Source organism: Phenylobacterium sp., assembly GCF_036495085.1.
Lineage (GTDB): Bacteria > Pseudomonadota > Alphaproteobacteria > Caulobacterales > Caulobacteraceae > Phenylobacterium.
Genome location: NZ_DASXNL010000101.1, coordinates 1 through 25,726, shown reverse-complemented (window position 1 = coordinate 25,726; position 25,726 = coordinate 1). Strand labels below are relative to the sequence as shown.

General features: G+C 67.5%; 28 protein-coding genes. 16 read left to right on the top strand and 12 right to left on the bottom strand.

What is annotated here, in order from left to right; translation table 11 throughout:
• Nucleotides 1–104: 104 nt before the first annotated feature.
• The 10 genes from VGI62_RS12165 to VGI62_RS12120 all read left to right on the top strand — a co-directional run bounded on the left by VGI62_RS12165 (nt 105) and on the right by VGI62_RS12120 (nt 9,442).
• Nucleotides 105–710: a YceI family protein gene (locus VGI62_RS12165; protein WP_331504759.1), complete on the top strand. Its 606-nt coding sequence runs from the start codon at nt 105–107 to the stop codon at nt 708–710.
• Between the two features lie 35 nt (nt 711–745).
• Nucleotides 746–2,077 carry a YceI family protein gene (locus VGI62_RS12160; RefSeq protein WP_331504758.1) on the top strand — a complete coding sequence of 444 codons (1,332 nt, stop codon included), beginning with the start codon at nt 746–748 and terminating at the stop codon, nt 2,075–2,077.
• A gap of 67 nt (nt 2,078–2,144) precedes the next feature.
• Nucleotides 2,145–2,897, top strand: a complete 753-nt coding sequence (locus tag VGI62_RS12155; protein ID WP_331504757.1) for a class I SAM-dependent methyltransferase — start codon at nt 2,145–2,147, stop codon at nt 2,895–2,897.
• Nucleotides 2,898–2,931: 34 nt separating this feature from the next.
• Nucleotides 2,932–3,855, top strand: coding sequence for an L-threonylcarbamoyladenylate synthase (locus tag VGI62_RS12150; protein ID WP_331504756.1), 924 nt, complete (start codon nt 2,932–2,934; stop codon nt 3,853–3,855).
• Between the two features lie 23 nt (nt 3,856–3,878).
• On the top strand, nt 3,879–5,288 hold the full coding sequence (locus tag VGI62_RS12145; RefSeq protein WP_331504755.1) for an FAD-binding oxidoreductase: 1,410 nt from the start codon (nt 3,879–3,881) through the stop codon (nt 5,286–5,288).
• 53 nt (nt 5,289–5,341) lie between these two features.
• Nucleotides 5,342–6,163 (top strand): peroxide stress protein YaaA, encoded by an 822-nt coding sequence (yaaA, locus tag VGI62_RS12140; RefSeq protein ID WP_331504754.1) that lies wholly within the window; start codon nt 5,342–5,344, stop codon nt 6,161–6,163.
• Between the two features lie 2 nt (nt 6,164–6,165).
• On the top strand, nt 6,166–6,963 hold the full coding sequence (locus VGI62_RS12135; protein ID WP_331504753.1) for a 3-hydroxybutyrate dehydrogenase: 798 nt from the start codon (nt 6,166–6,168) through the stop codon (nt 6,961–6,963).
• Between the two features lie 212 nt (nt 6,964–7,175).
• Nucleotides 7,176–7,961 carry an SDR family NAD(P)-dependent oxidoreductase gene (locus VGI62_RS12130; RefSeq protein ID WP_331504752.1) on the top strand — a complete coding sequence of 262 codons (786 nt, stop codon included), beginning with the start codon at nt 7,176–7,178 and terminating at the stop codon, nt 7,959–7,961.
• Nucleotides 7,962–8,031: 70 nt separating this feature from the next.
• Nucleotides 8,032–9,015: a nitronate monooxygenase family protein gene (locus VGI62_RS12125; RefSeq protein ID WP_331504751.1), complete on the top strand. Its 984-nt coding sequence runs from the start codon at nt 8,032–8,034 to the stop codon at nt 9,013–9,015.
• A gap of 31 nt (nt 9,016–9,046) precedes the next feature.
• Nucleotides 9,047–9,442, top strand: coding sequence for an MmcQ/YjbR family DNA-binding protein (locus VGI62_RS12120; RefSeq protein WP_331504750.1), 396 nt, complete (start codon nt 9,047–9,049; stop codon nt 9,440–9,442).
• Here VGI62_RS12120 and VGI62_RS12115 read toward each other — a convergent pair.
• On the bottom strand, nt 9,421–9,990 hold the full coding sequence (locus tag VGI62_RS12115) for a hypothetical protein (RefSeq protein WP_331504749.1): 570 nt from the start codon (nt 9,988–9,990) through the stop codon (nt 9,421–9,423). The genes VGI62_RS12120 and VGI62_RS12115 overlap by 22 nt on opposite strands.
• Nucleotides 9,991–10,097: 107 nt before the next feature.
• Between VGI62_RS12115 and VGI62_RS12110 the strand changes: the two genes are divergently transcribed.
• The 3 genes from VGI62_RS12110 to VGI62_RS12100 all read left to right on the top strand — a co-directional run bounded on the left by VGI62_RS12110 (nt 10,098) and on the right by VGI62_RS12100 (nt 13,050).
• Nucleotides 10,098–11,087, top strand: a complete 990-nt coding sequence (locus tag VGI62_RS12110; RefSeq protein ID WP_331504748.1) for an SPFH domain-containing protein — start codon at nt 10,098–10,100, stop codon at nt 11,085–11,087.
• 3 nt (nt 11,088–11,090) lie between these two features.
• Nucleotides 11,091–11,552: an NfeD family protein gene (locus tag VGI62_RS12105; protein WP_331504747.1), complete on the top strand. Its 462-nt coding sequence runs from the start codon at nt 11,091–11,093 to the stop codon at nt 11,550–11,552.
• A gap of 169 nt (nt 11,553–11,721) precedes the next feature.
• Nucleotides 11,722–13,050 carry a hypothetical protein gene (locus VGI62_RS12100; RefSeq protein ID WP_331504746.1) on the top strand — a complete coding sequence of 443 codons (1,329 nt, stop codon included), beginning with the start codon at nt 11,722–11,724 and terminating at the stop codon, nt 13,048–13,050.
• 95 nt (nt 13,051–13,145) lie between these two features.
• On the opposite strand, the gene VGI62_RS12095 is transcribed toward VGI62_RS12100, so the two are convergent.
• The 9 genes from VGI62_RS12095 to VGI62_RS12055 all read right to left on the bottom strand — a co-directional run bounded on the left by VGI62_RS12095 (nt 13,146) and on the right by VGI62_RS12055 (nt 21,184).
• A complete protein-coding gene (locus VGI62_RS12095) occupies nt 13,146–14,687 on the bottom strand; it encodes an acetolactate synthase large subunit (protein WP_331504782.1) in 1,542 nt (513 codons plus the stop codon).
• Between the two features lie 18 nt (nt 14,688–14,705).
• Nucleotides 14,706–16,481 (bottom strand): feruloyl-CoA synthase, encoded by a 1,776-nt coding sequence (locus tag VGI62_RS12090; protein WP_331504745.1) that lies wholly within the window; start codon nt 16,479–16,481, stop codon nt 14,706–14,708.
• A gap of 41 nt (nt 16,482–16,522) precedes the next feature.
• Complete coding sequence (locus tag VGI62_RS12085) at nt 16,523–17,755, bottom strand: RNA polymerase sigma factor (RefSeq protein WP_331504744.1); 1,233 nt, start codon at nt 17,753–17,755, stop codon at nt 16,523–16,525.
• Between the two features lie 20 nt (nt 17,756–17,775).
• Nucleotides 17,776–18,204 (bottom strand): YciI family protein, encoded by a 429-nt coding sequence (locus VGI62_RS12080; protein WP_331504743.1) that lies wholly within the window; start codon nt 18,202–18,204, stop codon nt 17,776–17,778.
• Nucleotides 18,205–18,217: 13 nt separating this feature from the next.
• Nucleotides 18,218–18,937 (bottom strand): DUF599 domain-containing protein, encoded by a 720-nt coding sequence (locus tag VGI62_RS12075; protein ID WP_331504742.1) that lies wholly within the window; start codon nt 18,935–18,937, stop codon nt 18,218–18,220.
• Complete coding sequence (locus VGI62_RS12070; protein ID WP_331504741.1) at nt 18,930–20,258, bottom strand: MFS transporter; 1,329 nt, start codon at nt 20,256–20,258, stop codon at nt 18,930–18,932. The genes VGI62_RS12075 and VGI62_RS12070 overlap by 8 nt, the downstream gene beginning before the upstream one ends.
• A gap of 60 nt (nt 20,259–20,318) precedes the next feature.
• A complete protein-coding gene (locus VGI62_RS12065) occupies nt 20,319–20,477 on the bottom strand; it encodes a DUF3309 family protein (RefSeq protein ID WP_331504740.1) in 159 nt (52 codons plus the stop codon).
• A gap of 68 nt (nt 20,478–20,545) precedes the next feature.
• Entirely contained in the window at nt 20,546–20,908 is a 363-nt protein-coding gene (locus VGI62_RS12060) for a DUF983 domain-containing protein (protein ID WP_331504739.1), read from the bottom strand.
• A gap of 138 nt (nt 20,909–21,046) precedes the next feature.
• Nucleotides 21,047–21,184, bottom strand: coding sequence for an entericidin A/B family lipoprotein (locus tag VGI62_RS12055; RefSeq protein ID WP_331504738.1), 138 nt, complete (start codon nt 21,182–21,184; stop codon nt 21,047–21,049).
• Between the two features lie 258 nt (nt 21,185–21,442).
• Between VGI62_RS12055 and VGI62_RS12050 the strand changes: the two genes are divergently transcribed.
• The 3 genes from VGI62_RS12050 (at nt 21,443) to VGI62_RS12040 (ending at nt 23,611) form a co-directional block, all read left to right on the top strand.
• A complete protein-coding gene (locus VGI62_RS12050) occupies nt 21,443–21,883 on the top strand; it encodes a CBS domain-containing protein (RefSeq protein ID WP_331504737.1) in 441 nt (146 codons plus the stop codon).
• A 93-nt stretch (nt 21,884–21,976) separates the two neighbouring features.
• A complete protein-coding gene (locus VGI62_RS12045; RefSeq protein ID WP_331504736.1) occupies nt 21,977–22,393 on the top strand; it encodes a DUF2784 domain-containing protein in 417 nt (138 codons plus the stop codon).
• A gap of 75 nt (nt 22,394–22,468) precedes the next feature.
• The gene (locus tag VGI62_RS12040) at nt 22,469–23,611 is read left to right on the top strand and encodes a serine hydrolase domain-containing protein (RefSeq protein ID WP_331504735.1); all 1,143 of its coding nucleotides are present in this window, start codon (nt 22,469–22,471) and stop codon (nt 23,609–23,611) included.
• Here the strand turns inward: VGI62_RS12040 and VGI62_RS12035 are convergent.
• Complete coding sequence (locus VGI62_RS12035) at nt 23,608–24,585, bottom strand: SDR family NAD(P)-dependent oxidoreductase (protein ID WP_331504734.1); 978 nt, start codon at nt 24,583–24,585, stop codon at nt 23,608–23,610. The genes VGI62_RS12040 and VGI62_RS12035 overlap by 4 nt on opposite strands.
• A 478-nt stretch (nt 24,586–25,063) precedes the next feature.
• Nucleotides 25,064–25,726 (bottom strand): PEPxxWA-CTERM sorting domain-containing protein (locus tag VGI62_RS12030; protein ID WP_331504733.1); only part of this gene is annotated, 663 nt, incomplete at its 5' end.

Sequence of the window (25,726 nt, the reverse complement as noted above, 5' to 3'; positions counted from 1 at the left end):
CGCCCGGCAAGGCCGCACTTCATACGGCGTAAATCCGCGCGGCCTGTCTTTCGGTTAGGCTTTCTTCGACCCATCTGCAGCCACGACCCTTGGGAGACGAAGCAATGATCCGTCACGCCGCTGCAGCCCTGACTGTCACCATATTCCTATCAGGATCTGCGGTGGCCAACCCCACCACCCAAGACCCGACCAAGGTCCCGGCGGGGAATTATGTGCTCGACAAGCGCCACGCGAGCCTGACCGCCAAGGTCCTCCACATGGGCTTCTCTCACTACACGCTGCGTTTCAACGGGCTGGACGGGAATTTCACCTACGATCCGGCGAACTGGCAGGCGACCAAGGTCACGTTCACGATCGACCCCAAGTCCGTCGACACCAATGATCCGGCTTTCAACAAACAGATCGCCGGCTATTTTGACGCCGACAAATATCCCGACATCACCTTCGTCTCGACCGGCGTGCAGGGCGGTCAGGACGGAAAGGGTACCCTGACGGGCGACCTGACGTTTCGCGGCGTGACCAAGCCGGTGACCCTGGACGTGACTTTCGCGGGCGCCGGCCATGGCGTGGTGCCCCTGGGCACGCGGCTGGGGTTCTCTGGCGTGACGCAGATCAAGCGATCCGACTTTGGTCTCTCCAATAGTATTCTGAACCAGTTCGCCGCCGACGACGTCGACGTGATCTTCGAGGGCGAGTTCGAAAAGAAGTAGAACCGGCGCCGCAAGCCAGCAGGAAGGCTCCAACGATGACCGAGGCCGCCCGCGATCCACAGAGGATCGGCCGCAGCCGCTACTCGACTGTGGCGATTATCCTGCACTGGATCATCGCGCTGGCCATCGCCTTTCAGGTGAGCATCGCCTGGCGGATGGGCGGCAGACCCACCCCGGAGAGCTTCGCGCTCATCCAGCTCCACAAGTCGATCGGGATCACCATCCTGCTCCTCAGCCTGATCCGGCTGGGCTGGCGCCTGGGCAACCCGCCTCCGCCGGAGCCGCCGGGTTTGGCGCGCTGGGAGCTGGTGCTCTCCAAGATCGTCCACTGGGGCTTCTACGTGATCATGATCGGCATGCCGTTGACCGGCTGGCTGATGGTCTCGGCGAGCCGACGTTCGATTCCGACCCTGCTTTACTGGACCGTGCGGTGGCCCGACTTTCCGGGTGTCGCCGGCCTTGCGCCCGGCGCCAAGAAAATCGCCCATGCCTTCGGCCAGAACGGCCACGAACTGCTCTCGTATGGCGTCTATCTGCTGTTCGTCCTGCATGTCGGCGGCGCCTTGAAACACCAGTTCCTCGGCCGCGACGAGCCGGTGCTGGGGCGCATGGCGCCTGGCGCGGTGGACGGCCGGTGGTGGGAGCCTAGGCTGCTGGTGATCGCGCTCGCCGTCGTAGGCGCGGCCGCATTTGGCAAGATCGTGCAGCCGCCCCGCCCGGCCGCAGGACCCCCGCCGGCCGCTGCTGAGCCGCCGGCGCCCGTGCAAGAGGCAGCTTCATCGCCCGCACCGCAGGAGCCCGCTCCGCCCGCAGCGACGCAGGCGGCTGCAGCGCCGGCTCCGGTCGCGCCGCCGCCACCGGCCGAGCCCGTCGCCTGGAAGGTCGCAGCCGGCTCCAGCCTTACCTTCTCGACAAGCTGGGGCGGCCAGGCTGTGCAAGGCCGCTTTGACACCTGGAAGGCGGACATCGTCTTCAGTCCTGACGCCCTCGACCGCTCAAAGGTGACGGTGACGATCGACACGGCCTCGGCCAAGACCGGCGACGATCAGCGCGACGCCTCGCTGCCGAGCGGCGACTGGTTCGACGCCGCCACGCATCCGAAGGCGACCTTCACCGCGGCTAGGTTCGAGAAGACCGGGGCCGAGCGCTATGTCGCCCACGGATCGCTCAGCTTGCGAGGCGTGACCAGGCCTGTCGACTTGCCGTTCCGCCTGAAGATAACCGGCGACAAGGCGCAGATGAGCGGAGACACGAGCCTCGATCGGATCGCCTTCGGGGTCGGCCAGGGTGAGTTCGCCGCCACCGACCAGATCCCGGCCAAAGTGGCTGTCCACGTCCAACTGACGGCTAGGCGCGACCAACGGTAGAGGGCGGCATTGACAGGGGCGCTGCGCAGCCGGAGCGTGGCCACACCCGCACCACGATGGATGGAAGATGAAAACCTTGCTTGTGGCCGCCTGCGTGGCCGTCAGCCTGGGCGCTGTGGCCGCCGCCGCGACAGCGATCCCGCCATATCTTGCATCCGCGGTCGCCGACAAAGGCCGCGACGCCGACCGCGAGGCCGATTCACGCCGTCATCCCGCCGAACTTCTCGCATTTTCCGGCGTGAAGCCGGGCGACAAGGTCGTCGACCTGATCCCGGGCTCTGGCTATTTCACCAAGATCTTCTCGAAAGCGGTTGGGCCCAAGGGCCACGTCTACATGATCTGGCCAAACGAGTACGCCAAGGAAGCTCAGCCGGATCCGGTGAAGAATGCCGACCTCGCCAAGACCGGCTATCCCAATACCTCGGTCATGCTGCAGCCTGGCGCGCAGTTCGCCGCGCCCGAACCGGTGGATCTGGTCTTCACGGTTCAGAACTACCACGACTATCCGGACAAATTCATGGGCAAGATCGACCCGATGGTGCTGAATCGGGCGGTGTTCCGGGCGCTGAAACCCGGCGGGACCTTCCTCGTTGTCGACCACGTCGCCGAGGCGGGCTCCGGCCTGCGCGACACCGACACGCTGCATCGCATCGACCCGGCGATCGTGAAAAAGCAGGTCACCGATGCGGGCTTCGTCTTCGATGGCGAGAGCGACGTGCTGCGCAACCCCGCCGACGACCACAAGAAGCTGGTCTTCGACAAGACCATCCGCGGCCATACCGACCAATTCGTCTACAAGTTTCGCAAACCCAAGAAGTAGGACAGCCGACGCCCAGGCGGTGTAACGAGCCGGCGTGGAGAAAGCCGCCGACATCGAAGCCGCCGTCGCCGCCCTGAAAAGGGGGGGCCTCGTCATCATGCCGACTGAGACGGTGTACGGCCTGGCGGCCGACGCGGGCGACGCCCGCGCCGTGGCGGCGGTCTATGCGGCCAAGGGGCGGCCGGCGTTCAATCCGTTGATCGCCCATGTGGCGGACGTCGCGACTGCGCGGCGCATCGCCAGGTTCGACGAGCGCGCCGAGCGGCTGGCGGCGGCGTTTTGGCCAGGACCGCTGACTTTGGTGTTGCCGGTGGAGGACGATGCGCTCGTCTGCGACCTGGCCCGCGCCGGCCTCGACACCGTGGCCGTGCGCTCTCCAGCCCATCTGGTGGCCCATGCCCTGCTGGAGGCCTTCGGCGGGCCCCTTGTGGCGCCCTCCGCCAACCGCTCGGGTCGCCCAAGCCCCACCACCTATGCCGACGCGGTCGAAGAGACCGGGCCCGCCGCCGCTGCCGCGCTTGACGGCGGTCCGTGCGCCATCGGCCTGGAGTCGACGGTCGTCGCCCTGATCGACGAGGCGCGACTGCTGCGGCCCGGCTCGGTTACGCGAAGCCAGATCGAGGCGTTGATCGGGCCGCTCCTGGAGGCCGAGGCCGACGCCAGGCGCTCGCCGGGGCGGCTTTCCCGCCACTACGCTCCAAGCCTGCCGCTGCGACTGAACGCGACCGAGCCGCGGACCGACGAGGTCTGGCTGGGCTTCGGTCCACACGGCGGCAGTGGCTTCAACCTCAGCCCCGAGGGCGATCTCGCCGAGGCCGCGGCCAATCTCTTCGCCTACCTGCGCGCCGCCGACCGCAGCCAGGGCGCAGCGGGCATATCGGTGGCCCCGATACCGGACACCGGCCTTGGCGAGGCGATCAACGATCGTCTGCGCCGCGCGGCGGGGTTTGTCGGCTAGGCCTGCGGCGCTAAGGTCCTGCGATGACCGTGTCCGTGCCCGCCGATGTGCTGTCCCGCCTGAAGGCGGTGCTGGGTGAAGATGGCTGGAGCCAGGATCCCGCGCGACTGGCCCCGAAGCTTCTGGAGTGGCGCGACCGCTGGACGGGCGAGACACCCCTCCTGGCGCTGCCCAGGACCACTAAGGACGTCGCGGCGATAATCGGCATCTGCTGCGAGTCCGGGACGCCAGTCACCACCCAGGGCGGCAACACGGGGCTGGTCGGCGGCCAGATCCCGATGGGCGAGGTCCTGCTGTCGACTGAGCGGATGCGGGCAATCCGCGAAACCGACACGTTCGATGACGTCCTGGTTGCAGAGGCCGGCGTGACGCTGGCTGGGGTGCACGAGGCCGCAGCGGCCGTGCGTCGGCGCTTTCCGCTGGGTCTGGCGTCGGAAGGGTCCGCAACCATCGGCGGCGTCGTCTCCACGAACGCCGGCGGCACGCAGGTGCTGCGCTACGGAATGACGCGCAGCCTGGTGTTGGGACTGGAGGCGGTGCTGCCGAACGGCGAGGTGTGGAACGGGCTGAAGCACCTGCGCAAGGACAACACCGGCTACGACCTTAAGCAGCTCCTGATCGGCGCGGAGGGGACGCTGGGCGTGGTCACCGCCGCGTCGCTGAAACTCTATCCGGTGATGGCCTCGCGCGCGGTGGCGATGATCGGCCTGGCCTCGCCACAAGAGGCCTTGAAGCTTTTGGTCCGCGCCAAGGACGAGACCGGCGGCGCTGTCGAGGCTTTCGAGCTGATGGGCCGCCTCGGCGTCGACTTCGCGCTTAGGAACATCGCCGGCACGCGCGATCCGCTGGCCGAGATCCATCCGTGGTACGTTCTGGCGGAATTCTCGTCCGGCGAGCCGGGATCGGCCGAGGCCTCGATGGAGCGGTTCCTGGCCGCCGGCCTGGAGCATGGCCTGATCCAGGATGCGGTGGTCGCTCAGACGGACGCACAGGCCAAGGCGCTATGGGCCATCCGCGAAAACCAGTCGCCCGCCCAGAAGCCGGAAGGCGCGACGTGGAAGCACGATATCTCTGTGCCCGTGAGCCGGGTGGCTGAATTCCTGGATCAGGCGACGGCGGCGATGCAGGCCTTCCGGCCCGGCGCGCGGATCGCCGCATTCGGGCATATGGGCGATGGCAACATCCACTACGACGTCCTGCGACCAGACGGCGGCTCGGACGCTGAGCACGCCGCAAAGCGCGATGCAGGGGCGCGCATCGTCCACGACCTTGTCGCCTCGATGGGCGGTTCGATCAGCGCCGAGCATGGCCTGGGCTCCATGAAGACCGAGGAAGCTCGTCGTTACAAATCATCGGTCGAGATCGAGGCGCTTTCGGCGATCCGCCGGGCGATCGACCCAAAGCGGATCATGAACCCGCGGGTGTTGTTCTAGGTTATCCAATTGGACGGTTGGCGCCGTGGGCAAGACGCGGCAAAGCATCGGCGATGCTGATCGTCCTATCCCCGGCCAAGGCGCTCGATTTCACCGCCCCGCCTGAGGCCGCGCCGCTGACGGCGCCGGAGCTCACCGACCACACCGCCGAACTCGCCAAGGTCGCCAAGAAGCTCAGGGTCGTTGACCTGAAGCGGATGATGGATCTCTCCGACAACCTGGCGAAGCTCAACCGAGAGCGGTTTCAGGCCTTCCAGCCCGAGAGCGAGGACGGCCTGCAGGCCGCCTTTGCCTTCAACGGCGACGTCTACCTGGGCCTGCGCGCCCGCGAGCTCGACCGCAAGGCGCTCGGCTGGGCGCAGAACCATGTGCGTATCCTGTCGGGACTCTATGGCGTGCTCAGACCGCTCGACGCCATCCAGCCTTACCGGCTGGAGATGGGCGTGCGAATCCGGACCCGGCGGGGATCCAGCCTCTACGATTTCTGGGGCCCGCGGGTCTCGCAGACGTTGGACGCCGCGCTGGCCGGCCACAAGGACGCGACCCTCGTGAACTGCGCGAGCCAGGAGTACTTCGGCGCCGTCGACCGCGAGGCCCTGAAGGCGCCGGTGGTCGCCTGCCGGTTCCTCGAAGAGAAGGATGGCGAGGCGCGGATCATGTCGTTCTTCGCCAAGCGGGCGCGCGGCACGATGGCGCGCTTTGCTATCGACAACCGGATAGAGCGCGCGGCCGACCTGAAGGCCTTCGACCGCGATGGCTACCGGTTCGTGGCCAACCTCTCGACCGACGAGGAATATACCTTCGCCCGGCCTCAGCCGGCCCCGGTCGCCCAAACTCGCGCCCGTCAGCGGGCCCAAACCAAACAGGAGGCCTGACGATGGCGGTGGACTACAAGCTCGACGGCCAGGTGGCCGTGATAACCGGCTCGACCAGCGGCATCGGCCAGGCGCTTGCGACCTCGCTTGCGGAGCAGGGCGTCAACGTGGTGCTGAACGGCTTCGGAGATCCGGCCAAGATCGAGGCCGACCGCCTGGCGATCCAGCAGAAGACCAACGCCGCGGTCCGTTATCATGGCGCCGACATGACCAAGCCCGAGGAGATCGCCGACCTGATCGCCTTCGCCCACAAGGAATTCGGTCGCCTGGACATCCTCGTGAACAACGCCGGCATCCAGCATGTTGCGCCGGTCGACGAATATCCGGAGGAGAAATGGGACGCCCTGATCGCGGTGATCCTGTCCTCTACCTTCCACGCCACCAAAGCGGCGATCCCGATCATGAAGAGCCAGGGGCGCGGGCGGATCGTCAACATCGCTTCGGCCCACGGCCTGGTCGCCTCCGCGTTCAAGGCGCCCTATGTGGCCGCCAAGTTCGGGGTGGTGGGCTTCACCAAGGGCTGCGCGGTAGAACTCGCGCGCACCGGGATCACGGTCAACGCGATCTGCCCAGGCTATGTGAAGACGCCCCTGATCGAGGCCCAGGTGGTCGACCAGGCCAAGACCCGCGGCATTCCCGAGGATCGGGTGATCGAAGACGTCATCCTGGCGGCTCAGCCCACCAAGGCGTTCGTGGAGTATGCTCACCTGGCCGGCATGCTGCTCTACCTTGTCTCCGACCTGGGGGCGTCTGCGACCGGTGCGGCGCTTTCGGTCGATGGCGGATGGACTGCCACCTGATCCGAGGTGGGCGCGCGCGCCAATCTCACGCGAGGCGCCCCATGTTCGCGCGCACTTCAACGCGGTCGGTGACCGGCACGTCGTCCCAACTGAACCAGGTGAAGGTCGAGGTAGCCTGGTTGGGGCCGCACGCCGCGGCTTGACGAGCGCCGTCCGATCGAGGCCTTTCGCAACCAACAACCGTTTGAAAACCACGAGGGGAGGAGGCGGTTATGGCCTACAAGCCGTTCGACTTGACGGGCAAGGTGGCGCTGGTCACCGGCGGCAACGGCGGCATCGGCCTCGGCATGGCCGACGCCATGGCCCAGTCCGGTGCGGACGTGGTGATCTGGGGCACCAACGCGGCGAAGAACGCCGCGGCCGAGGCCCAGCTCAAGGCGCATGGCCGCCGGGTTATGGTCCAGAAGGTGGACGTCGCCGACGAGGCCGCGGTGACCGCTGGCATGGCCGAGGCCGTCTCGAAGATCGGCCGGGTGGACACCGTGATCGCTAATGCCGGTGTTGGCGGCGGGGCCAAGTCCTTCGCAGAATTTTCGACCGAAACCTATCGCCGGGTGCTCGCGGTGAACCTGGATGGCGTCTTCTTCACCTTCCGCGAAGCCTGCAAGCACATGGTCGAGCGGTCTGGCGCGGGCGACAAGGCCGGCGGCTCCTTGATCGTCACCTCGTCGCTCTCGGCGATCGATGGGGCGGCGCGCAACGAGGCCTACGCCTCGACCAAGGGCGCGGTGATCTCGATGATCCGGGCCATCGCCGTCGAACATGCCCGTTATGGCGTACGCGCCAACGCCGTCCTGCCGGGCTGGATCGCCACCGACATGACCGCGGGCGCCCAGGGCAATGACAAGTTCAACGACGCCGTGATCAAGCGAGTTCCGTTCCGGCGCTGGGGCGAACCGGAGGACTTCGGCGGCATCGCCGTCTACCTGGCGTCCGACGCATCGCGCTTCCACACCGGCGACAGCTTCCTGATCGACGGGGGCTACGCGATCTTCTGACCCCACGTCACGGTTTGCACGCGGCCGCCGCGGCGCCATGCTTCCCACGACAAGACCGGGAAGGAACACCATGACCCTGCACACCAAGCTCTGCGATCTCCTTGGCGTCGAGCATCCGATCATGCTTGCCGGCATGGGCGGGGTTTCCTACGGCGAGCTCGTAGCGGCGGTGTCGAACGCTGGCGGCTATGGGGTGCTGGGCATGGCGGGCCGCACCCCGGACTTCATCCGCGACGAGATGCGCAAGGTGAAGGCGCTGACCCGCAGGCCATTCGGTGTCGACCTTCTGGCCGCCAGTCCCGAGAGCCTCACCGCCTCGGTGGATATCATCATCGAGGAGGGCGCGTCGTCCTTTGTCGCCGGTCTTGGTGTGCCGATGCCGATCATGCAGCGGCTGAAGAGCGCCGGCCTGAAGGTGATGGTGGTCTGCGGGGCAGTGAAGCACGCGGTGAAGGCCGAGCAGGCCGGCTGCGATGCGGTGATCTGCCAAGGCGGCGAGGGCGGCGGTCACACCGGTCTCGTCGGCACCATGCCGTTGGTCGCTCAGGCGGTCGAGGCGGTGAAGATCCCCGTGGTGGCGGCCGGTGGTCTCTATGACGGCCGCGGTCTGGCTGCGGCCCTCAGCCTGGGCGCGGTAGGCGTCTGGATGGGCACGCGGTTCATCGCCTCCGAAGAAGCGCATGCCGGCCAGATGTACCGGGACGTCATCGTCGAGGCTTCCGATGAGGACACGGTCCGAACCCGCAGCTATTCCGGCAAGCCGATGCGGGTGAAAAAGAACCCCTACGTCGAGGACTGGGAGCGTCGGCCGCAAGAGATTCAGCCGTTTCCCCAGCAGGCCATCCTCTCCAGTCGCGCAGGCGTAATGGGCGGCATCGGCGGCCAGATCGAAGGCCTCGACGCCGACACCTCCGCCTTCGCCATGGGGCAGTCGGCTGGGGGAGTCCATGATGTCCTGCCCGCCGGCGAGATCGTCAGGCGCATCATGGCCGAGGCCGAGGCTTCCATCGACCGAGTTGCAGCGCTCCGCGCGAAGGCCAACGCCCCAGCGTAGTCCAACCGTTAGCCGGCCAATGGAGCCCGCCTTGAGGCTCGATGAACAAGTCGCGGCGGTGAAAGCCAGTGTGGAGGCCATGCCCGGGGCCGTGGGTGCGCCGTTGGCCTCCGCGCCCGGCGTCCTGATCTACAAGGTCGTCGGAAAGATGTTCGCCATACTGACGCTCGGGCGCACGAAGTCCGTCATCCTAAAATGTGACCCGCACTTGGCGGAGGTCCTGCGCGAGCAATATGCCGGCGTGGGCCACCGCTCCCATCTGGATCGGCGTTTCTGGATAAGCGTCGGCCTCGAGGCCGATGTGCCGGTTGAGGAGATCGAACGCCTGGTCGGCCACTCCTACGATCAGGTGCGCTCCAAACTCACGCGCAAGCAGAAAGCCGAGCTCGAGGCTTTGCACTCGGGTCAGGGCGCCGAAGCCAGGTAGCCGTTCGGATCCTTCAAAAAGTTGCGGAACTCGCCGATGCACCCGGTCCAGGCTTCCATCTGGACGCGGAAGTGGTCGTAGGTGTCGTCCGGGAATAGCAGGGTCGAATAGAGGACATGGGGCTTGCCGGTCTTGTCCTCCGTGCCGCGGCATAGGGCTGAGGTCTGGTTGAACGCATTGAGCTGGGCGAACGTCGGGCCCGACCCTTCAGCCAGGGAATCGAACTGCACGGCCTTGCAGCCGCGACCCTGGGCGTCGCACGCGGCGAACTGCAGGCTGAAATTGGCCGCGACCGAAGTCACGAGCACCAGCACTGCGTCCGGGTCCTTGCGCGCGATCGCAGCCTTGCCGCCGCCAGCGTTCAGGAGTTCCACGACACTCGCCGGATTGCGGGCGTCGAAGTTCGCGACGGGCGCAACCTGGGGCCTGACGGGAGCGGACCTTGTCGCCGCCGGCTTGGCCGCAGTCGCCTTGGGCGCGTTGGACTTGGGGGCGGCGGCCGAGACGAGGAGGGCGGCGGCGACGAGGGCTTGGGTCTTCAAGAGCATGGGCAAGCGCTACCAGACCTCAGAATTGGGCGCGAGCACGGCGTTCGGTTTCCGTGGCGTCCGGGCTGCGCGGTGGCTAAGCTTGGAGTCTGGCTGAGGAGCTTTTCATGGGTCTTGCTGTCGCTGCGGTCTTCCTGGTGCTGGCCGTCGTGGTCGCGCTCGGGGCCATCAAGATCGTGCCGCAAGGACGCGAGTACACCATCGAGCGGTTTGGGCGTTACACCCGTACGCTCAAGCCCGGCATCAGCTTCCTGACCCCGTTCGTCGAAGGCATCGGCCGGCGCATCAACATGATGGAGCAGGTGCTGGACGTGCCGCGCCAGGACGTGATCACCAAGGACAACGTCTCGGTCCAGGTGGACGCCATTGTCTTCATCCAGGTGATGGATGCCTCCGCCGCAGCCTATCGCGTGACGAACCTCGACTTCGCCATCACCCAGCTCACCATGACCAACCTGCGGACTGTGGTCGGCAATATGGAGCTGGATGAGGTGCTGTCGCAGCGCGACCAGATCAACACTCGCCTTCTGGAGGTCATCGATCAGGCGACCAGCCCGTGGGGTGTCAAGGTGGCGCGGATCGAAATCAAGGACCTGCAGCCGCCGCCGGACATCACCAACGCGATGGCGCGGCAGATGAAGGCCGAACGCGAACGGCGCGCGGTGATAACCGAGGCCGACGGCGAGAAACAGGCGGCGATCACGGTGGCCGAGGGCCAGAAACAATCGGCGATTCTGCAGGCCGAGGGCCGTCGCGAGGCCGCCTTCCGCGACGCCGAGGCGCGCGAGCGTTCCGCCCAGGCCGAGGCCACGGCGACCGAGCTGGTTTCCACCGCCATCGCCAAGGGCGACGTCAACGCGATCAACTACTTCATCGCCCAGAAATATGTGGAGGCTTTCGGCAAGCTGGCTGAGAGTCCACAGCAGAAGACGGTGATCGTGCCGGCTGACATGGCGTCCCTGGTGGGCTCCATCGCCGGCATCACCCAACTCGTAAAAACCGCCCAGGCCGAGCAGCCGCCGGCCCCGCCCCGCGGCGGCGGCTCTACCCGGCCGGCGACGCGCGGCGGATCTGCGGTGCCGCCCACCGGGAGCTAGGCCATGCCCGACCTGACGATGTTTTACGCCAACCACCCCTTCTGGGTGTGGATCGCGCTCTCAGCGGCCTTGCTGGCCCTCGAGGTGGCTACCGGCTCGGGCTGGTTGCTGTGGCCCTCCGCCTCGGCCGGCGCGGTGGCCGTGCTGGCGACTTTCGCAGACCTTGGCCTGGCGGAGTCGGTGCTGGCGTTCGCCGTGCTGACGATAGCCTCGACCGTCCTCGCCCGCCGTTATCTGCCCCGATCGCTGCTCACCCATCCTGTCGGGGACATCAACGACAATGTGGCGAGGCTGGTCGGCCACCAGGGGCGCGCGGTCGGTGCGTTCCACGGTCGCGCGGGCCGCGTCTTCATCGACGGCAAGGAATGGGCGGCCGAACTCGACGAGGGCGACGGCCTCGAGGCGGGGTCGCGGGTCGAGGTCACCGGGGTGGCCGGCGCCCACCTCAAGGTGCGCAGCGCCTGAGATTCGACCGCTGGCGGGCTCCATGACGGCCTTGCGGCCTGCTAAACCCTTGGAAGTGCGTCATAGTTCGCCGCTCCCATAGGGCCTTCTTGACCCCCGGGACGTTCATGGCACTTATGTGCGCCAAAGGGGTCATACCCGCACCAAACGTCCAGGAGATACCGAAGTCATGAGGCCAATAGGATTAAGGCTGCTCGCGGCCCTCATCGTCATGATGATGGCGCCGGCAGCGGCGATGGCCGCCACCCCGAAGGCGCCGGCGATCGCCGTCAGCCCGGAAGCGCGCAAGGCCGGCATGGCCGACGCCCCGGCGCTGGTCGCGGCCGCATCGCTTCCCTGTAAGGTCAGCGACGCACGCCTCATCGGCAAGGCGCCGCCCGACAAGAAGACCGGCTCGCCCGGTTCCAGCCTGTATGAAGTCGCCTGTGACGCAGCGCCGGGCTTCTTGCTGCAGACCGCAGCGGCGGGCCCGCCGAACGCCTTCAGCTGCATCCTGGTCAACTATCCGGCTGACCCGGCGACCAAGACGAACACCCCCTGCATTCTGCCCACCAACCTCGAACTGAAGCCGGCGGTCGCGACGCTGCTGTCCTCGGCCAAGGTGAATTGTGCGCCGGACGGGATCCGCGGCATCGGCCAGACCGCCAACAATACGCTGATTGAGGTCTCCTGCCCCGGCGGCGTCGGCTACGTCGTCACGGCCAGCGCTCCGCTCGACATCGCCAAGCCCGCGAGCGCCACCAACTGCCTTGCCTATGACGCGGCGAGCGGCAACATCAAGTGCACGCTGGCCACGCCCGCCGTGCGTCTGGCTGTTGTCGACAACTTGGCCAAGACGGCCAACAACGGCTGCGTGGTGAAGGACCGCCGCTTCGTCGGCCTCTTCACTGACGGCACCGAGGGCTTCGAAGTCTCCTGCGAAGGCGGCAAGGGCTACATCTTCAAGGTCAGCCAAGGCGCGATCAAGGAGACGCTGGACTGTGCAAAAGTCCCGGGCGGCACCTGCACGCTCACCGACACCCGTGCGGCCACCGCCGAACAGGCCGGCCTCTACACCAAGCTTGCCAAGAACTCCGGGTCCAACTGCAACGTGTCGCGATATGCCATCTTCCCGGCAAAGGGCGACACCGAAGTGGTCGAGCTGGTCTGCGCGGATGGCTCCGGCGCCATCGGCATGTTCCCGGCGACCGGCAAGGGCGTCGTGCTGGACTGCGGGCATGCGCTCGTCGCCGGCTACAAGTGCACCCTCGGCAAAGCCGACTACGCCAGCCTGACCGCCGACCTGCGCAAGTTCGACAAGAAGGAATGCGTCGTGTCGAGCGTTGGCCAGCCGCTGAAGGGCGCTGACGGCGCCATCCGGCTGGAAGTGGCCTGCTCCGACGGCCTGCCGGGCTACATGATCTCCTTCTCGGATCCGCAGACGCCGAAGGAAGCCGTGGCCTGCAGCTTCGCCGGCAACTGCGTGCTGCCGACCAACAAGCCGAAGGGCAAGAGCTAACGCTCGCCCGCCCGAGCGGCGGTCCATGAAGGCCCGCGGGGTTAAAGCCTCGCGGGCCTTTTTTATCGTCCAGCGTTGGGAAGCGGGATCGCCCCTTAGATGGCTGCCTCGATGAACATCGGGCCGCGCTGGGACATGGCGGCGGCGAAGGCGTTTTCGAAGTCCTCGGCGCTGGCGCAGCGCACGGCGCTCACGCCCATGCCCCGGGCGAGCGAGACCCAGTCCAGCGACGGATCACCCAGGCCCAGCAGTTTGGCGGCCTGCGGGCCGGCGTCACCCGCGCCCGTCCGGGTCATTTCGATGTTCAGGATGCGGTAGCTGTTGTTGACGAAGACGACGACTGTCACGTCGAGGTTCTCGCGCGCCATCGTCCAGAGCGACTGCACCGTGTACATCGCCGCGCCATCGCCGTTCAGGGAGAGGACCTTGCGGTCCGGCGCCGCCACCGCCGCGCCGATCGCCAGCGGCAGGCCGGCCCCGATCGCCCCGCCGGTCAGCGCCAGCACCTCGTGCGGTCGCGCCGTCATCGCCGCCGCCGCGACGCCCGCTCCGGACGTCACCGCGTCGTCGCAGACGATGGCGCCCTCGGGCATGTGTCGGGCGATCGAGGCGCCGATCGTGTAGGCGGTCTGTTTGCCGCTGGGCGCGGCCTCGGGCAGGGCGAGCGCCTGGCTTGGGCCTAGGCTCGGCGCGCCGAGCTCATCGGCCAGGGCGGCGAGACCCGCGACGGCGTCCTCGCTCCGTTCGGCCAACGTCAGGGTGGCGCAGCCGTCGGGCACCAGCACGCTCGGGCGGTTCGGATAGGCGAAGAAGGCCACCGGCTGGGTCGTGCCTGCGAAAACCATCAGGTCGACGCCTTCCAGCTCGGCCAGCGCCATCTCGCCGAAATACGGCATCTTCTTCGGCGCGAACGCGCCGGCTCCGCGCGGCTGGCGCGCGACGAAGGTGTCGCAATAGACCGTGACGCCTGCCGCCTGCAGGCGCGCGGCCTGGGCCAGGCCTTCGGCGCGGCAGGCCTGGGCGCCGATCAGGATCACCGGCTTGGCGGCGGCCTTCAGCGCGCGGGCGACGGTGTCCACGGCTGATCCAGCGGGCGCAGGACGCACCGGCCTTTGTGCGATGACGGGATCGCTCGAGGTCTCCAGCCAGGCGCTGTCGGCCGGCAGAATTAGGCTCGCGGGGCCGCCCGGCGGCCCCAGGCTTGCGGCGATGGCTTCTGCGGCCAGGCCGGCCACGGCGTCGGGGCTGTCGGCGGACCTCACCCAGACGGAATTGGGCGCGGCCAGAGCTGGAATATCGGAGTTCAGCGGTGCGTCGTACTGGCGGTGATAGGTCGCGTGGTCGCCGATGACGTTCACGATCGGGGTATAGGCGCGGCGCGCGTTGTGCAGGTTCGCGACCCCGTTCCCGTAGCCTGGGCCGAGGTGCAGCAGCGTGCAGGCCGGCTTCTCGGCAATGCGGCCATAGCCGTCCGCCGCCCCGGTGGCCACGCCCTCGAAGAGGCAGAGAACCGGCCGCATTTTCGGGCTTCGGTCGAGTGCGGCGACGAACTGCATCTCGCTGGTGCCAGGGTTGGCGAAGCATGCCGTGACCTCGTTGGCCACCAGGGTCGCGAGCAGGGCGTCTGCGCCGTTCATCATGCCAAGCCTTTCACGTCAGAACACCAAAACGTCGGGCGGCGCAGGGTCCGCGAACAGCCGCGAAATCGCATCCGCACGGCGCGAGCGGGCGAGCGCCTGGGCGATGTGGCCCTTGTCGGTGATCTCGCCACAGGCCGCATCGGGCGCATCCGGCAGAACGAGCGCGCGCGCCACGCGGCCGCCGGAACCGCGGGCCCTGGCGTTGAAGCTTTCGAGCCCGGCTCGAACGGCCGCTGCGACAGCGTCCGGCGCGAGGCGAGGATTTGGGTAGAAGAGCAGGCCCACCGCCTCGCGCCCCTCGCCGCAGACGACCGCGTCGGTCACGGCCCCACCGATCGCCGAGACGGCGCCGATCCGCAGGTCGCCGACGCCCACGAAGGTGCCGGAGGCCAGCTTGAAGTTCTCCGAGAGCCGGCCGTCGAAAATCATCCCTTGCGCAGGATCTTCGGGATCGATGAAGCGCGCCGCATCGCCGATCACATAGAAGCCCTCGTCGTCGAAGGACTGCGCCGAGAGTTCGGGCCGGCCAAGGTAGCCTTGCGTGATTTGCGGACCTTTCACGCGGAAGTCGAGCTTGCCGGCCTCTGGGACCAGGCGCACCGAGGTTCCGGGCACGGGCAGGCCGATCATACCCATGCGGTCGTTCGGCCAATGGACATTGCAGGCGGTGGGGCCGGTCTCCGTCGCGCCATAGCCCGAGGCGAAGCTGATCTTCTCACCCACAGTGCGGACCGCCAGGGCCTGGATGCGGTCGGCGACCGCCTGGCCCAGCGCGGCGCCGCCGTACTGGAGCACCCGCACGCGCTCGAAGAACCGCCGGGCCAACGCCTCGTCGCGTTCGAGTTCGTCGACGAACAGCATCCAGCCCGCCGGGACCATGTTCTGATAGGTGGGTGAGATCTCTTTCAGATTTCGCACCGTCTCACCGAACCGCGCCGCCGTCGGTTGGCCATGATCGATGTAGAGCGTGCCGCCGCGGTGCGCCGACATATGCAGGATCGAATTGGCGCCCAGGCTATGGCTCCAGGGCGCGGAGTTCACCATCACCGGGGGTTCTGGGTCGTCGTAGCAGGCGGCGATCTGGGCTGAGTTCAGGCAGACATTGGCGTGGCTGCAGATCACCGCCTTGGGATGGCCCGTCGAGCCGGAGGTCAGCAGATATTTGGCATGGCTTCCCGCCACAGCGGTTGCGGCCAGAGCCGGGCCGGCGAGCAGCTCCTTGAAGGAGATATCGCCCGCTCGGGCGTGCTTTGCCGCAATCACCGGCAAGCCGGCCAGGTCGGGCGAAGCCAGGCCTTCGGCGAATATTGCGGGGTCATCGGTGAACACGGCCGCCGGCTTCAGAACCTCGCAGGCGCGGGTCAGGCGCTCGGGATTGGCGTTCTTCAGACCATATTGCGGGGACACCGGTGCGACCGGCATGCCCTGGCTCATGGCAGCGTAGGCGATGAGTCCATGGTCAATCCCGTTGTAGGCGAGGATCAAGAGCGGCCGGCTGCTCACGACCCCCTGCGCCCGCAGGCCGCCCGCGATCGCGCAGATCGTTTCGTGCGCCTCGGCGAATGTCACCATCCGCCAGCCTTCGCCCGACCGCTCAGCCAGCCATACCCGACCCGGCGCGATCTTCGCCCAGTACGCCAGGGCGGCGGTCATGGTCTGGAATTCGGTGGAGTAGGGCGTCGGATTGGTCAGCACCAGCTCGCCACCCGGCCGCCGCTCCACCTCCAGCCGCCGCGGGGCATAGCGCGGGTCGCGGAGCGGGGCGGTGGAGATATTAGGTTCGGCGTCCATGCAGGGAGCCTTATTCCAAGCGCCGGGGGCGAAGGGAAGGCTCAGCGGCTCAATGCAGCCAGTCTCTGCTCCAGGAACAGGCGCTCCGCCGGCGGCGGGTGCAGCGCCAAGGCCGCGTGCAGTGCCGAGATAGCTTCATCTTCACGGCCGACCTTGGCGAAGAGGCCGGCGCGAGCCGCCTGATAGGGCAGCCAGGCGACGAGGCGCTCGGGGCTGGCCACGGCCGTCAGGGCCGCGAGACCGGCCTCAGCACTTTCTGCCTCCGCCACAGCGACTGCGCGGTTGACCTGAGCGAGCGGAGAGGGCCGCACGGTCAACAGGGCGTCATAGAGGGCGACAATGTCGCTCCAGGGCGTGACGCCGGTCTCAAGGCGCGAGGCGTGGGCGGCGTGGATCGCGGCCATCAACTGATAGGGTCCGCTGCGGCCGATGCCGGCGGCGCGGCGCATCAGGCCGACCGCCTGGGCGATCAGCTCGCCGTCCCAAAGCGTCACGTCCTGCTCCGACAACGGCACCGCGGCGCCGGCGCGGTCGAGCCGGGCGGGCCGCCGTGACTCGGCCAGCCGGATCAGGGCGGCCAGGCCCAGGACCTCGGGCTCGGCTGGCAGCAGTTCGGCCAGGAGGCCGGAGAGCCTGAGCGTCTCGCCGGCCAGTTCGGCCGCGTCGGATCGGCCGGCGGCGTCCTCGTAGGCCTGAGCGTAGGCGATCTCCAATGTGGCGAGCACCGCCTCGAGACGCTCTCCCCAGGCGTCCGGCCCGGGGATCTCGAAGCGAATGCGCGCCTGGCGGATCTTGCGCTTGGCCCGCGTCAAGCGCTGGAGCATGGCGGTCTCGCTGGCCAGCCAGGCCCGGGCGATCCGCTCCACGGACAGGCCGCAGAGTGTGCGAAGGGTGAGCGCGATCCGAGCCTCAGGGGCCAGCGCTGGATGGCAGCAGACGAAGATCAGCCGCAGCCGCTCGTCCGGGATCGGTTCGAAGGCCGCCACCAGGATGGTTTCGGGGTCGGGCTCCGGTTCGGGCGGATCGTGCATTGCTGCGCCGCGCACCTTGGCGCGACGCCCGATGTCGAATGCCCGCCGCCTCGCCACCGCGTAGAGCCACGCGGCGGGGTTTCGAGGAGCGCCGTCCCGCCGCCAGGTCTCGACGGCGCGTAGGCTGGCGAAGGCGAAGGCCTCCTCGGCCATGTCTAAGTCGCGAAAACGCATGGCGAGCGCGGCGCGAATGCGGTCGCCCGCTTCGCGCACGGCTTCGTCAAGGATGGCCTCCGGGCCCACCGCGGCCGGCTCCGGAACGCCTACTGCAGGGGCCAAATCGGGCGGACCTCGATGGCGTAGTTCGGTCCGCCGGGGATCTTCTTGGCCCAGCCGATGGCGGCATCGAGGTCGGGCGCCTCGACCAGATAGTATCCGCCCAGCTGTTCGCGGGTCTCCGCATAAGGGCCGTCGTGCAGGCTCTGCGAACCGGCGACCGTGCGCACGGTGGTGGCGGTGTCGGTGGGCTTGAGCCGATTGCCGCCCACGATGACGCCGGCCTCCTGGAGCTCGGCGCCCAGACGCATGTGCGCCGCGGTGATCTCCTGCAGGGCCTGGGGATCGCTCAGGCTCTCGTCCCCGTAGATGAGCAGCAGATATTGCATGATGTGGTCCTTTCCCGTTTCGTCAGTCTGATCGACGCGAGAGGCCGCGTCATCGGAGAGACGCGCCTGGCCGACGGGATTCGACATCTGCCTGCCGGGCCTAGCCGGCGCGTGGGGAAGGCGGCCTTTCCAGCAGCTTGCGAAGTTCCGCCATGGCCGCGGCGGCCGGCGAGCGGCGCTGGCGCCAGACCAGCAGCGTGACTGCGCCCACGGTTGCGACCATGAAGGCGATGGGACCGAAAAGCCACGAGGCTGCCGCCAGTGCGAAATAGTAGCCGCGGACGCCGGAATTGAAGGAGTGCATCGCCGGGTTCAGGAGCCGGGCGGCGAGGTCGCCGAAGGCGTGGTGGGTGGCGTCGTCGACATGCTCCGGCGTCGCCCCGATGGCGGCCAGGCAATAGTTCATCTGCCGGATCGCCCAGATGAAGTCGAGCAGGCCACGCGCCAGGGTCAGCAGCACGAGCGCCATCTGGCCCTCGAACAGCACCCGCGACGACGTCTTGATCACGACGAGGCTGGCGACGTTCCTGAATGTCGCCTGGCCGCCGAAGAGCGCGCCGGCGGTGGCCGCGATGAGCAGCAGATTTGAAGAGGCGAAGAACGAGGCCGAGTTCAGTGACTGAGCCAGGAGCTGGCCGTCCATGAAGCGGTTCTCTCGCCTGGCCATGTTGCGCATCCAGGCGGCGCGCACGACCGTCAGGTCGGTGTTGATCGACCCCCTTCCCCGACGGGCCAGAAAGGTCAGCACCGGTTGGTAGAAAAGCCAGCAGAGCGCGAACAATCCGATCGCGACGGTGTTCAGAGGGCTGAGCTCAATCATCGTGGATCAGGCTTGTGGTATTGGTGTTGCGAAGCCGCACGGCGGCGACAGCGCCGACCAGCATGACGACCGCGACGTAGACATAAAAACCGCTTTCGATCTTCGCCCCTTTAAGCCACTCGGCGACATATTCCGCTGTGCCGCCAAAGAGAGCGTTCGCGATCGCGTAGGGAAGCGCCACCCCAAGCGCGCGGACGTGGGCCGGGAACAGCTCGGCCTTCACCGCGGCGTTCACCGCCGAGTAGCCCGAGTGGCAGAGCACCAGGATCATAACCAGTCCGAATGCCGTGAGCGGGGCTCCGGCGTGGCTGATCGCGGTCATCACCGGGTAGGTGGCGAGCCCGCCCAGCACCAGGCCCACAGCCATGGTGGTCTTGCGGCCGACGATGTCGGAAAGCCAGCCGACCGCGGGCTGGATCAGCATGTAGACGACCAGCACAGCGGCCATGATGGCGGTGCCGGTGTCCTTGGAGAAACCCGCGGTATTGACCAGGAACTTCTGCATGTAGGTCGTGTAGGCATAGAAGGCCAAGGAGCCGGCGGCGGTCAGGACAAGGACGATCGAGAACTCCTTCGGGTGATCTCGGAAGAGCGCCAACGTCTGTCCACGCTTGCCGGTCTGGGCGGCGGCCCGGAGGTAGGCGCGGGTCTCCTCGAGGCCCGTTCGAATCCAGAACACGACGATGGCCAGCAGGCCGCCGATAGCGAAGGGAATGCGCCAGCCCCAGGCCTCGAGCGCTTCTGTCGACAGCACGTGCTGCAGCACCACCAGGACGACCAGGGCCGTCACTTGGCCCCCAATGACCGTGGTGTACTGGAAAGACGACCAGAAGCCGCGCCGCCGACTGCCGGCCATTTCCGACATGTAGGTGGCGCTGGCTCCATACTCGCCGCCCAACGACAGGCCCTGGACCAGCCGCGCGGCGAGCAGGCCGAGTTGGGCCAGGACGCCGATCTGGGCGAAGGTGGGTAGGAGTGCGATGGCGAAGGAGCCCAAGCTCATCAGCGCCACCGACAAGGTAAGAGCCGCGCGACGTCCCGCGCGGTCAGCGTAGACGCCCATCAGCCAGGCGCCGGCCGGTCTGGCGATGAACCCGGCGGCGAAGATGGCCGCGGTCTGCAACTGCTGAGCGGTGGCGTCGCCCTTCGGGAAGAAGTGCGCGGCGAAATAGAGGCTGGTCGAGGAATAGGCGAACCAGTCGTACCATTCGACCAGATTGCCGGCCGAGCCGCCGAGGATCGCCTTGATCCGCGCCAGGGTTCCCAGCGCCGGCGGCGGCTGTAGAGCCTGGCCCGCTGTCGTCGCCCCGTCTTCCGCCATGCAGCTCCCCCGTGTGGAGGGCCATGCTAGGGGAGTTTGCGCTCGGCGTCAGGGGCGGCGCTAGATTCGCCCGAGCAACACCAGCACGACGATAATCACCAGGATGAGGCCCAGACCGCCGCTCGGGAAGTAACCCCAACTGCGTGAATAGCCCCAACTCGGCAAGGCGCCGACAAGCAGCAGCACCAAGATGATGATCAAGATCAGGCCGAGGCTCATGTGTCTCTCCTTCGTCGTGTCCGACCGCGGGGCGGCAAACGGACAGTCAGAGGGGAGGTTCCGGTAAGCTAGTCGGCGACGTCGGCGGTGTGCAGCTTTGCGTCGGTGTCCTTGACGCCCAGGGCATACATCATTCCGACCCAGCCGCCCTTAATGCGCGGCAGGAGCCCAAGCGTCAGGATCGAGAGCGGTACGAGGATGATCGGCAGCGCGTAAAGCGGGTTCGAGCGCCAGACGATCGGGAAGAACAGCATCGGCGCCACCACCAGGTGGCCGACCAGCAGGATGGTCAGGTAAGCCGGGCCATCATCGGCCGGATAGCGCGAAAGGTCGGTGTGGCAGACCTCGCAGTGAGCGTTCACCTTCAGGTATTTCCAGAACAGGTTGCCGCGGCCACATGCCGGACAATGCCCCGCAAGGCCCCGAAACACCGAGCGCCTCATTGGATGGATGATCTCAGCCATCGCTCACATATGCGCTCGCGCGCACGCAAAGAAAACCCGCGAGGGCCGATCCGCCGCGGGGCCGCCAAGCTATTTCGGCTCGCCGTCTGTGAGTTTTTGGCCGGCCTAGTGCTTGGCGTCGTCGGCCGTGCGGGTGACCGCCTTGCCGGCCGCCGATACGTCCTTGCCCGCGCCGGCGATGGTGTTGCAGCTAGCCACCAGCAGAGCCGAAGCCGCAGCGGCGAGCACGATCAGTTTGCGCATCCGGAAAATCCCCCTCAGGTCCGGAGCGATTTCGCCAAACCGCGCGGCACAGTCAAGCTCCCGCTTAATGCGCAATAATGACGCCGGCTGCGCCGGGATCACTGCATCGTGCATCTTAGTCGACATGAACGCCCGCCGCCCGCCGGGAACACTCTGCGCGCCCCTGGGTTGGTCATGCCTCCAATCGACGCCGCGCCGCTTTCGGAGCGAACACGGCGCGGCGGGATCGGCCCGCCGAAATCCCTTCAGGAGGCAGCGATGAGAGTGAGCGAATGCATGACGCGCGAGGTGAAACTGGCGAACCCCAACGACACCATCGCTGATGCCGCCAAAGCCATGGCGCAGCTCGACGCCGGCGTGCTGCCGGTCAGCGACAATGACCGCCTAGTCGGCATGATCACCGACCGCGACATCGCGATACGCGCGGTCGCCCAGGGCAAGGGACCAAGCGCCAAGGTCTCCGAGGTGATGAACGCCGAGGTCAAATACTGCTACGACGATCAGGAGATCGGCGAGGTCCTGCGCAACATGGGCGAACTGCAGCTTCGGCGCATGCCTGTGCTGAACCATGAGAAGCGGCTCGTCGGGATCATTTCGCTGGGTGACATGGCGGCTGCAGATGGCCTGTCGCATCGAACCGGCGACGCGCTCTGCGACATTTCTCGGCACGGCGGACAGCACTCACAGACTGCCCACTGAGCCCACCGGGGCGCTGTCTCGGCATAGCGACGCTGGTCTTCACAGGCCGGCGATGGCTTGGCTCTTGCGGCACACGGAGAGCTAGTGCCGAACATGGCTTCGACAGCGGCCCCACTGCTCGGCGATGCGGTCCTTGCACTGCATCTGGCGGTGATCGCCTTCAATGTGCTGGGCCTGATCGCCATCCTGGTCGGCGCGGCGCGCCATTGGGAATGGGTCCATATCCGTTGGTGGCGGCTGCTGCATCTCGCCTCGTGGGGCGTCGTAGCCGCCCAGGCGCTGCTCGGGCGCGCCTGCTTCCTGACTCTGTGGCAAGACCAGCTGAGCCGGACCAGCGGCGAGGCGCCCCTGATCATGCGCTGGGTCAACAGCCTGATCTACTGGCCGCTGCCGATCTGGGTGTTCGGGGTGATCTACATTGCACTGTTCGCCCTGGTGGTCGCGCTTTGGTGGAGGGTCCCTGTCAGGCGGACAAAAGCCGGTGCCGAAGGACGTGTCCGGAAAATTTGAACTTGCCGAACGCGGGCGCCGGATGATCCCCTGACCTCTTCCCCTGCGATGGGCGGGGACCAGGGGAGACGCGACATGGCTGACGGTGCGGTGCAGGGGTCCACACACGAGCGGTACACGCCGGTTCGCGCAGCCTTTGAGGCGAACTTGGCGAGCGGCGCCGACATCGGCGCCTCCTTCTGCGCCACGGTCGAGGGCGAGACGGTGGTCGACCTGTGGGGCGGTTTCGCCGATCCAGCCAAGACCCGGCCATGGGAGCGAGACACAATCGTCAACGTCTACTCGACGACCAAGACGATGACGGCGCTCACCGCCCTGCTCCTGGCCGATCGTGGCGAGCTCGACTTCGAGGCTCCGGTCGCTCGCTACTGGCCCGAGTTCGCAGCCAACGGGAAGGCCGGCGTCAAGGTCAGCCACCTGATGAGCCACGCCGCGGGTCTCTCGGGTTGGAAGGAGCCGATCACTACCAAGGACCTCTACGACTGGGAAAAGGTCACCGCGCTGCTGGCCGCCCAGGCGCCTTACTGGGAGCCGGGGACGCAGTCCGGCTACCACGCGCTCACCCAGGGATACCTGGTCGGCGAGGTGGTGCGTCGGATCACTGGCCGCACGCTCGGCACTGTCTTCCGCCAGGAGATCGCCGAACCCCTTGGGGCTGACTTCCACATCGGCCTGCCCGCCTCGGAGGACGCGCGCGTCGCCGAGCTGCTCCCGCCGCCGCGGGGCTCAGCGATCGCTGACGGCCAGCAAACCGAGCTGCAGGCCAACATGTCGAACAACCCGGGCATCGACGTCTCGGCCACCGGCACCCGCGGCTGGCGCGGCGCGGAGATCCCCGCGGCCGGCGGGACCGGCAACGCCCGCTCGATCGCTGAGATCCATGCAATCCTGGCCAACGGCGGCGTCGCCAGGGGCAAGCGCTTCATGTCCGAGGCCGGCTGCCGCAAGGCCCTGGAGCTGCAGATCGAGGGCGATGACCTGATCCTCGGCGCCCCGTCCCGGTTTGGCATGGGCTTCGGCCTGGCCGGCGGCGTGGTCCCGCTGCCCAACCCCAACACTATCTTCTGGGGCGGCTATGGGGGATCGCTGGTTATCATCGACATGGATGCCCGCACGACCTTCGGCTACGCCATGAACAAGATGGCCGGGACGACGACGGGCGATATGCGCGCGCTCGGGCTGGCGATGGCGATGTGGACAGCGCTGGGGACGATCTAGCGGCTGATCGTTCCGAACCGCTCGCCGACCAGCTCCTCGCTCTTGGCCCACAGCGCCATGGCGCGCTCGGGATCGAGCGCGTAGGGCTGCACGCCGCCGCGCACGTCCGGATCGGCCTCGATCTGGGCGACGTGGCAGTCCTCACAGTAACGCCCGCCGATTTCGTCGGCGGCTGCGACAACGCCGGCCCAGACCGTGGTCGCCGCCCCCTGTGGAATGGTCTTCCAGCTGAAGGCCGGGGCGTCGCCCGCCGGCGTCGCGCGATTGATCGAATCGATCATCGCCTGGGTGACTTCGGGCGTCATGTAGCGGCCGAGCTCGGTCATGATCCCACCCGGGTGGACAGCCGCGGCGCGGACGCCGCCGGCCTTGTGGCGGCGGTCGAACTCCACGGCGAAGAGGGCGTTGGCGGTCTTGGAGCGACCATAGGCGCCGAACTCCGTGTACGGCGTTCGCTCGAAGTTCGGGTCGTCGAGGTCGACGTCAGAGAACCGGTGGCCGGCCGAGGAGAGGTTCACCAGGCGTGCGCCTGGCCGCATCAGCGAGGCGAGCCTGTTGACCAGGACGAAGTGGCCGAGGTGGTTGGTGCCGAATTGGGTTTCGAAGCCATCGGCCGTCCTGCCGAACGGTGTGGCCATTACGCCTGCGTTGGCGATGACGATGTCGAAGGGCTTGCCGGCCGCGACAAGGGCGTCGGCGCAGGCGCGCACGCTGGCCAGGGAAGCCAGGTCGAGTTCCACCAGATCCAATCCGCCGCCCCCGGCGGCCCCAGCGCGGACCGGCTCGGTGGCGGTGCGCGCCTTGGCGAGGTCACGGGCGGCGCCGACCACCTGCGCGCCATGGGCTGCAAGGGCGCGGGCCGTCTCGACGCCCAGGCCGGCTGAAACGCCGGTCACCAGGATACGCTTGCCACTGAGGTCGACGCCCTCAAGGACTTCGTCGGTTGTGGATTGGGCTCCGAAGGGTCCGGCCATGGGGTTCTCGCGAGGTTGGGTTGGGCGTTCTGGACTAAGAGGGGCCACGCTAGCGCCTGCGCTAGCGCCGCGCACGCTTTCGCCTTCGTGGCGCCGGTGGTTCGTATCGCACGAATGGCCCATCCTGGCCGCCAGCCGGCGCCTGCCCGGGAGCGCGGAAGGCCGAACTGATAGTGGCCTTGACTCCGGAGCCGCTCCCGCAAGGCCGGCCACCCGGGCTGACAAGGCGCCCTCCGGTGTCCGGACCAATGCTTCGCTTACCCAGCTCGAGCGGCGGCCGCAGGTCAGGTCGCCAGGGTTCGTGTCGGCCGAAGCCCGAGTCCACGGATCAGAAGCGGGCGCGATACACCATCTGGAGGTCGCGAACTGCCATTGGTATTCCGCACTCGCGACAGTAGCGGCCGCCACAAATGGAGAGCCGCGGTCGCCAGAGCGACCGCGGCTCGTCTCGAACTTGAGGCAACCTGGTCTGACTGGATCAGGCTGTCTGGAGCCGGCGTCTCGAACGGAGGGCCGCGCCCATCGCGCCGAAGCCCGCCAGCATCAGGCCCCAGGTCGCGGGCTCGGGAGTTGGGCTGCCGAACGGCGTGGCGCCAGCGCCCGGCAGGATCTGGAGGACGGCCGGACCCTCGCAGCATTCGCCGTAGGACAGCGTGAAGCTGTAGTTGCCGGCGCTAGGCGCTGTGATCGAGAAGGCCGTCGACTCCGGCGGGGTCGGCCCAGGTGCGTTCAACGGGAAGCCGGAAATACCCCCGACTGACAACTGCACGCCGTCGTCGTGCTCTATGGTGTAATTGTTGACGCCGGCGTGCAGGAAGGTGGACCCGGTGAACAGGAAGACCGTGTTGTCCAGCGCGTGGCTGCCGTTTATGCCGGTGCTGATGCCCAGCCACGTGTCGATCGAGGTCCCGGGGCTGTTAGACGTTGAGAAGTTGAACGTCGAAACGCTGCCCGTTCCGCTGGGCGTGCCAAGCCCGGTGACGTTGGCGATCGTGGCGTTCTGCGCCACGGCCGTCTGATTGACCCAGTACTGCACGGTGACGGCGGCATTGGCCGCGCCGGCGACAAGAATTGCGCTCGAAGCGGCGAGTCCCAGAAGCACCTTACGCATGTGATCTTCTCCCAACACTAGGCAGATGCC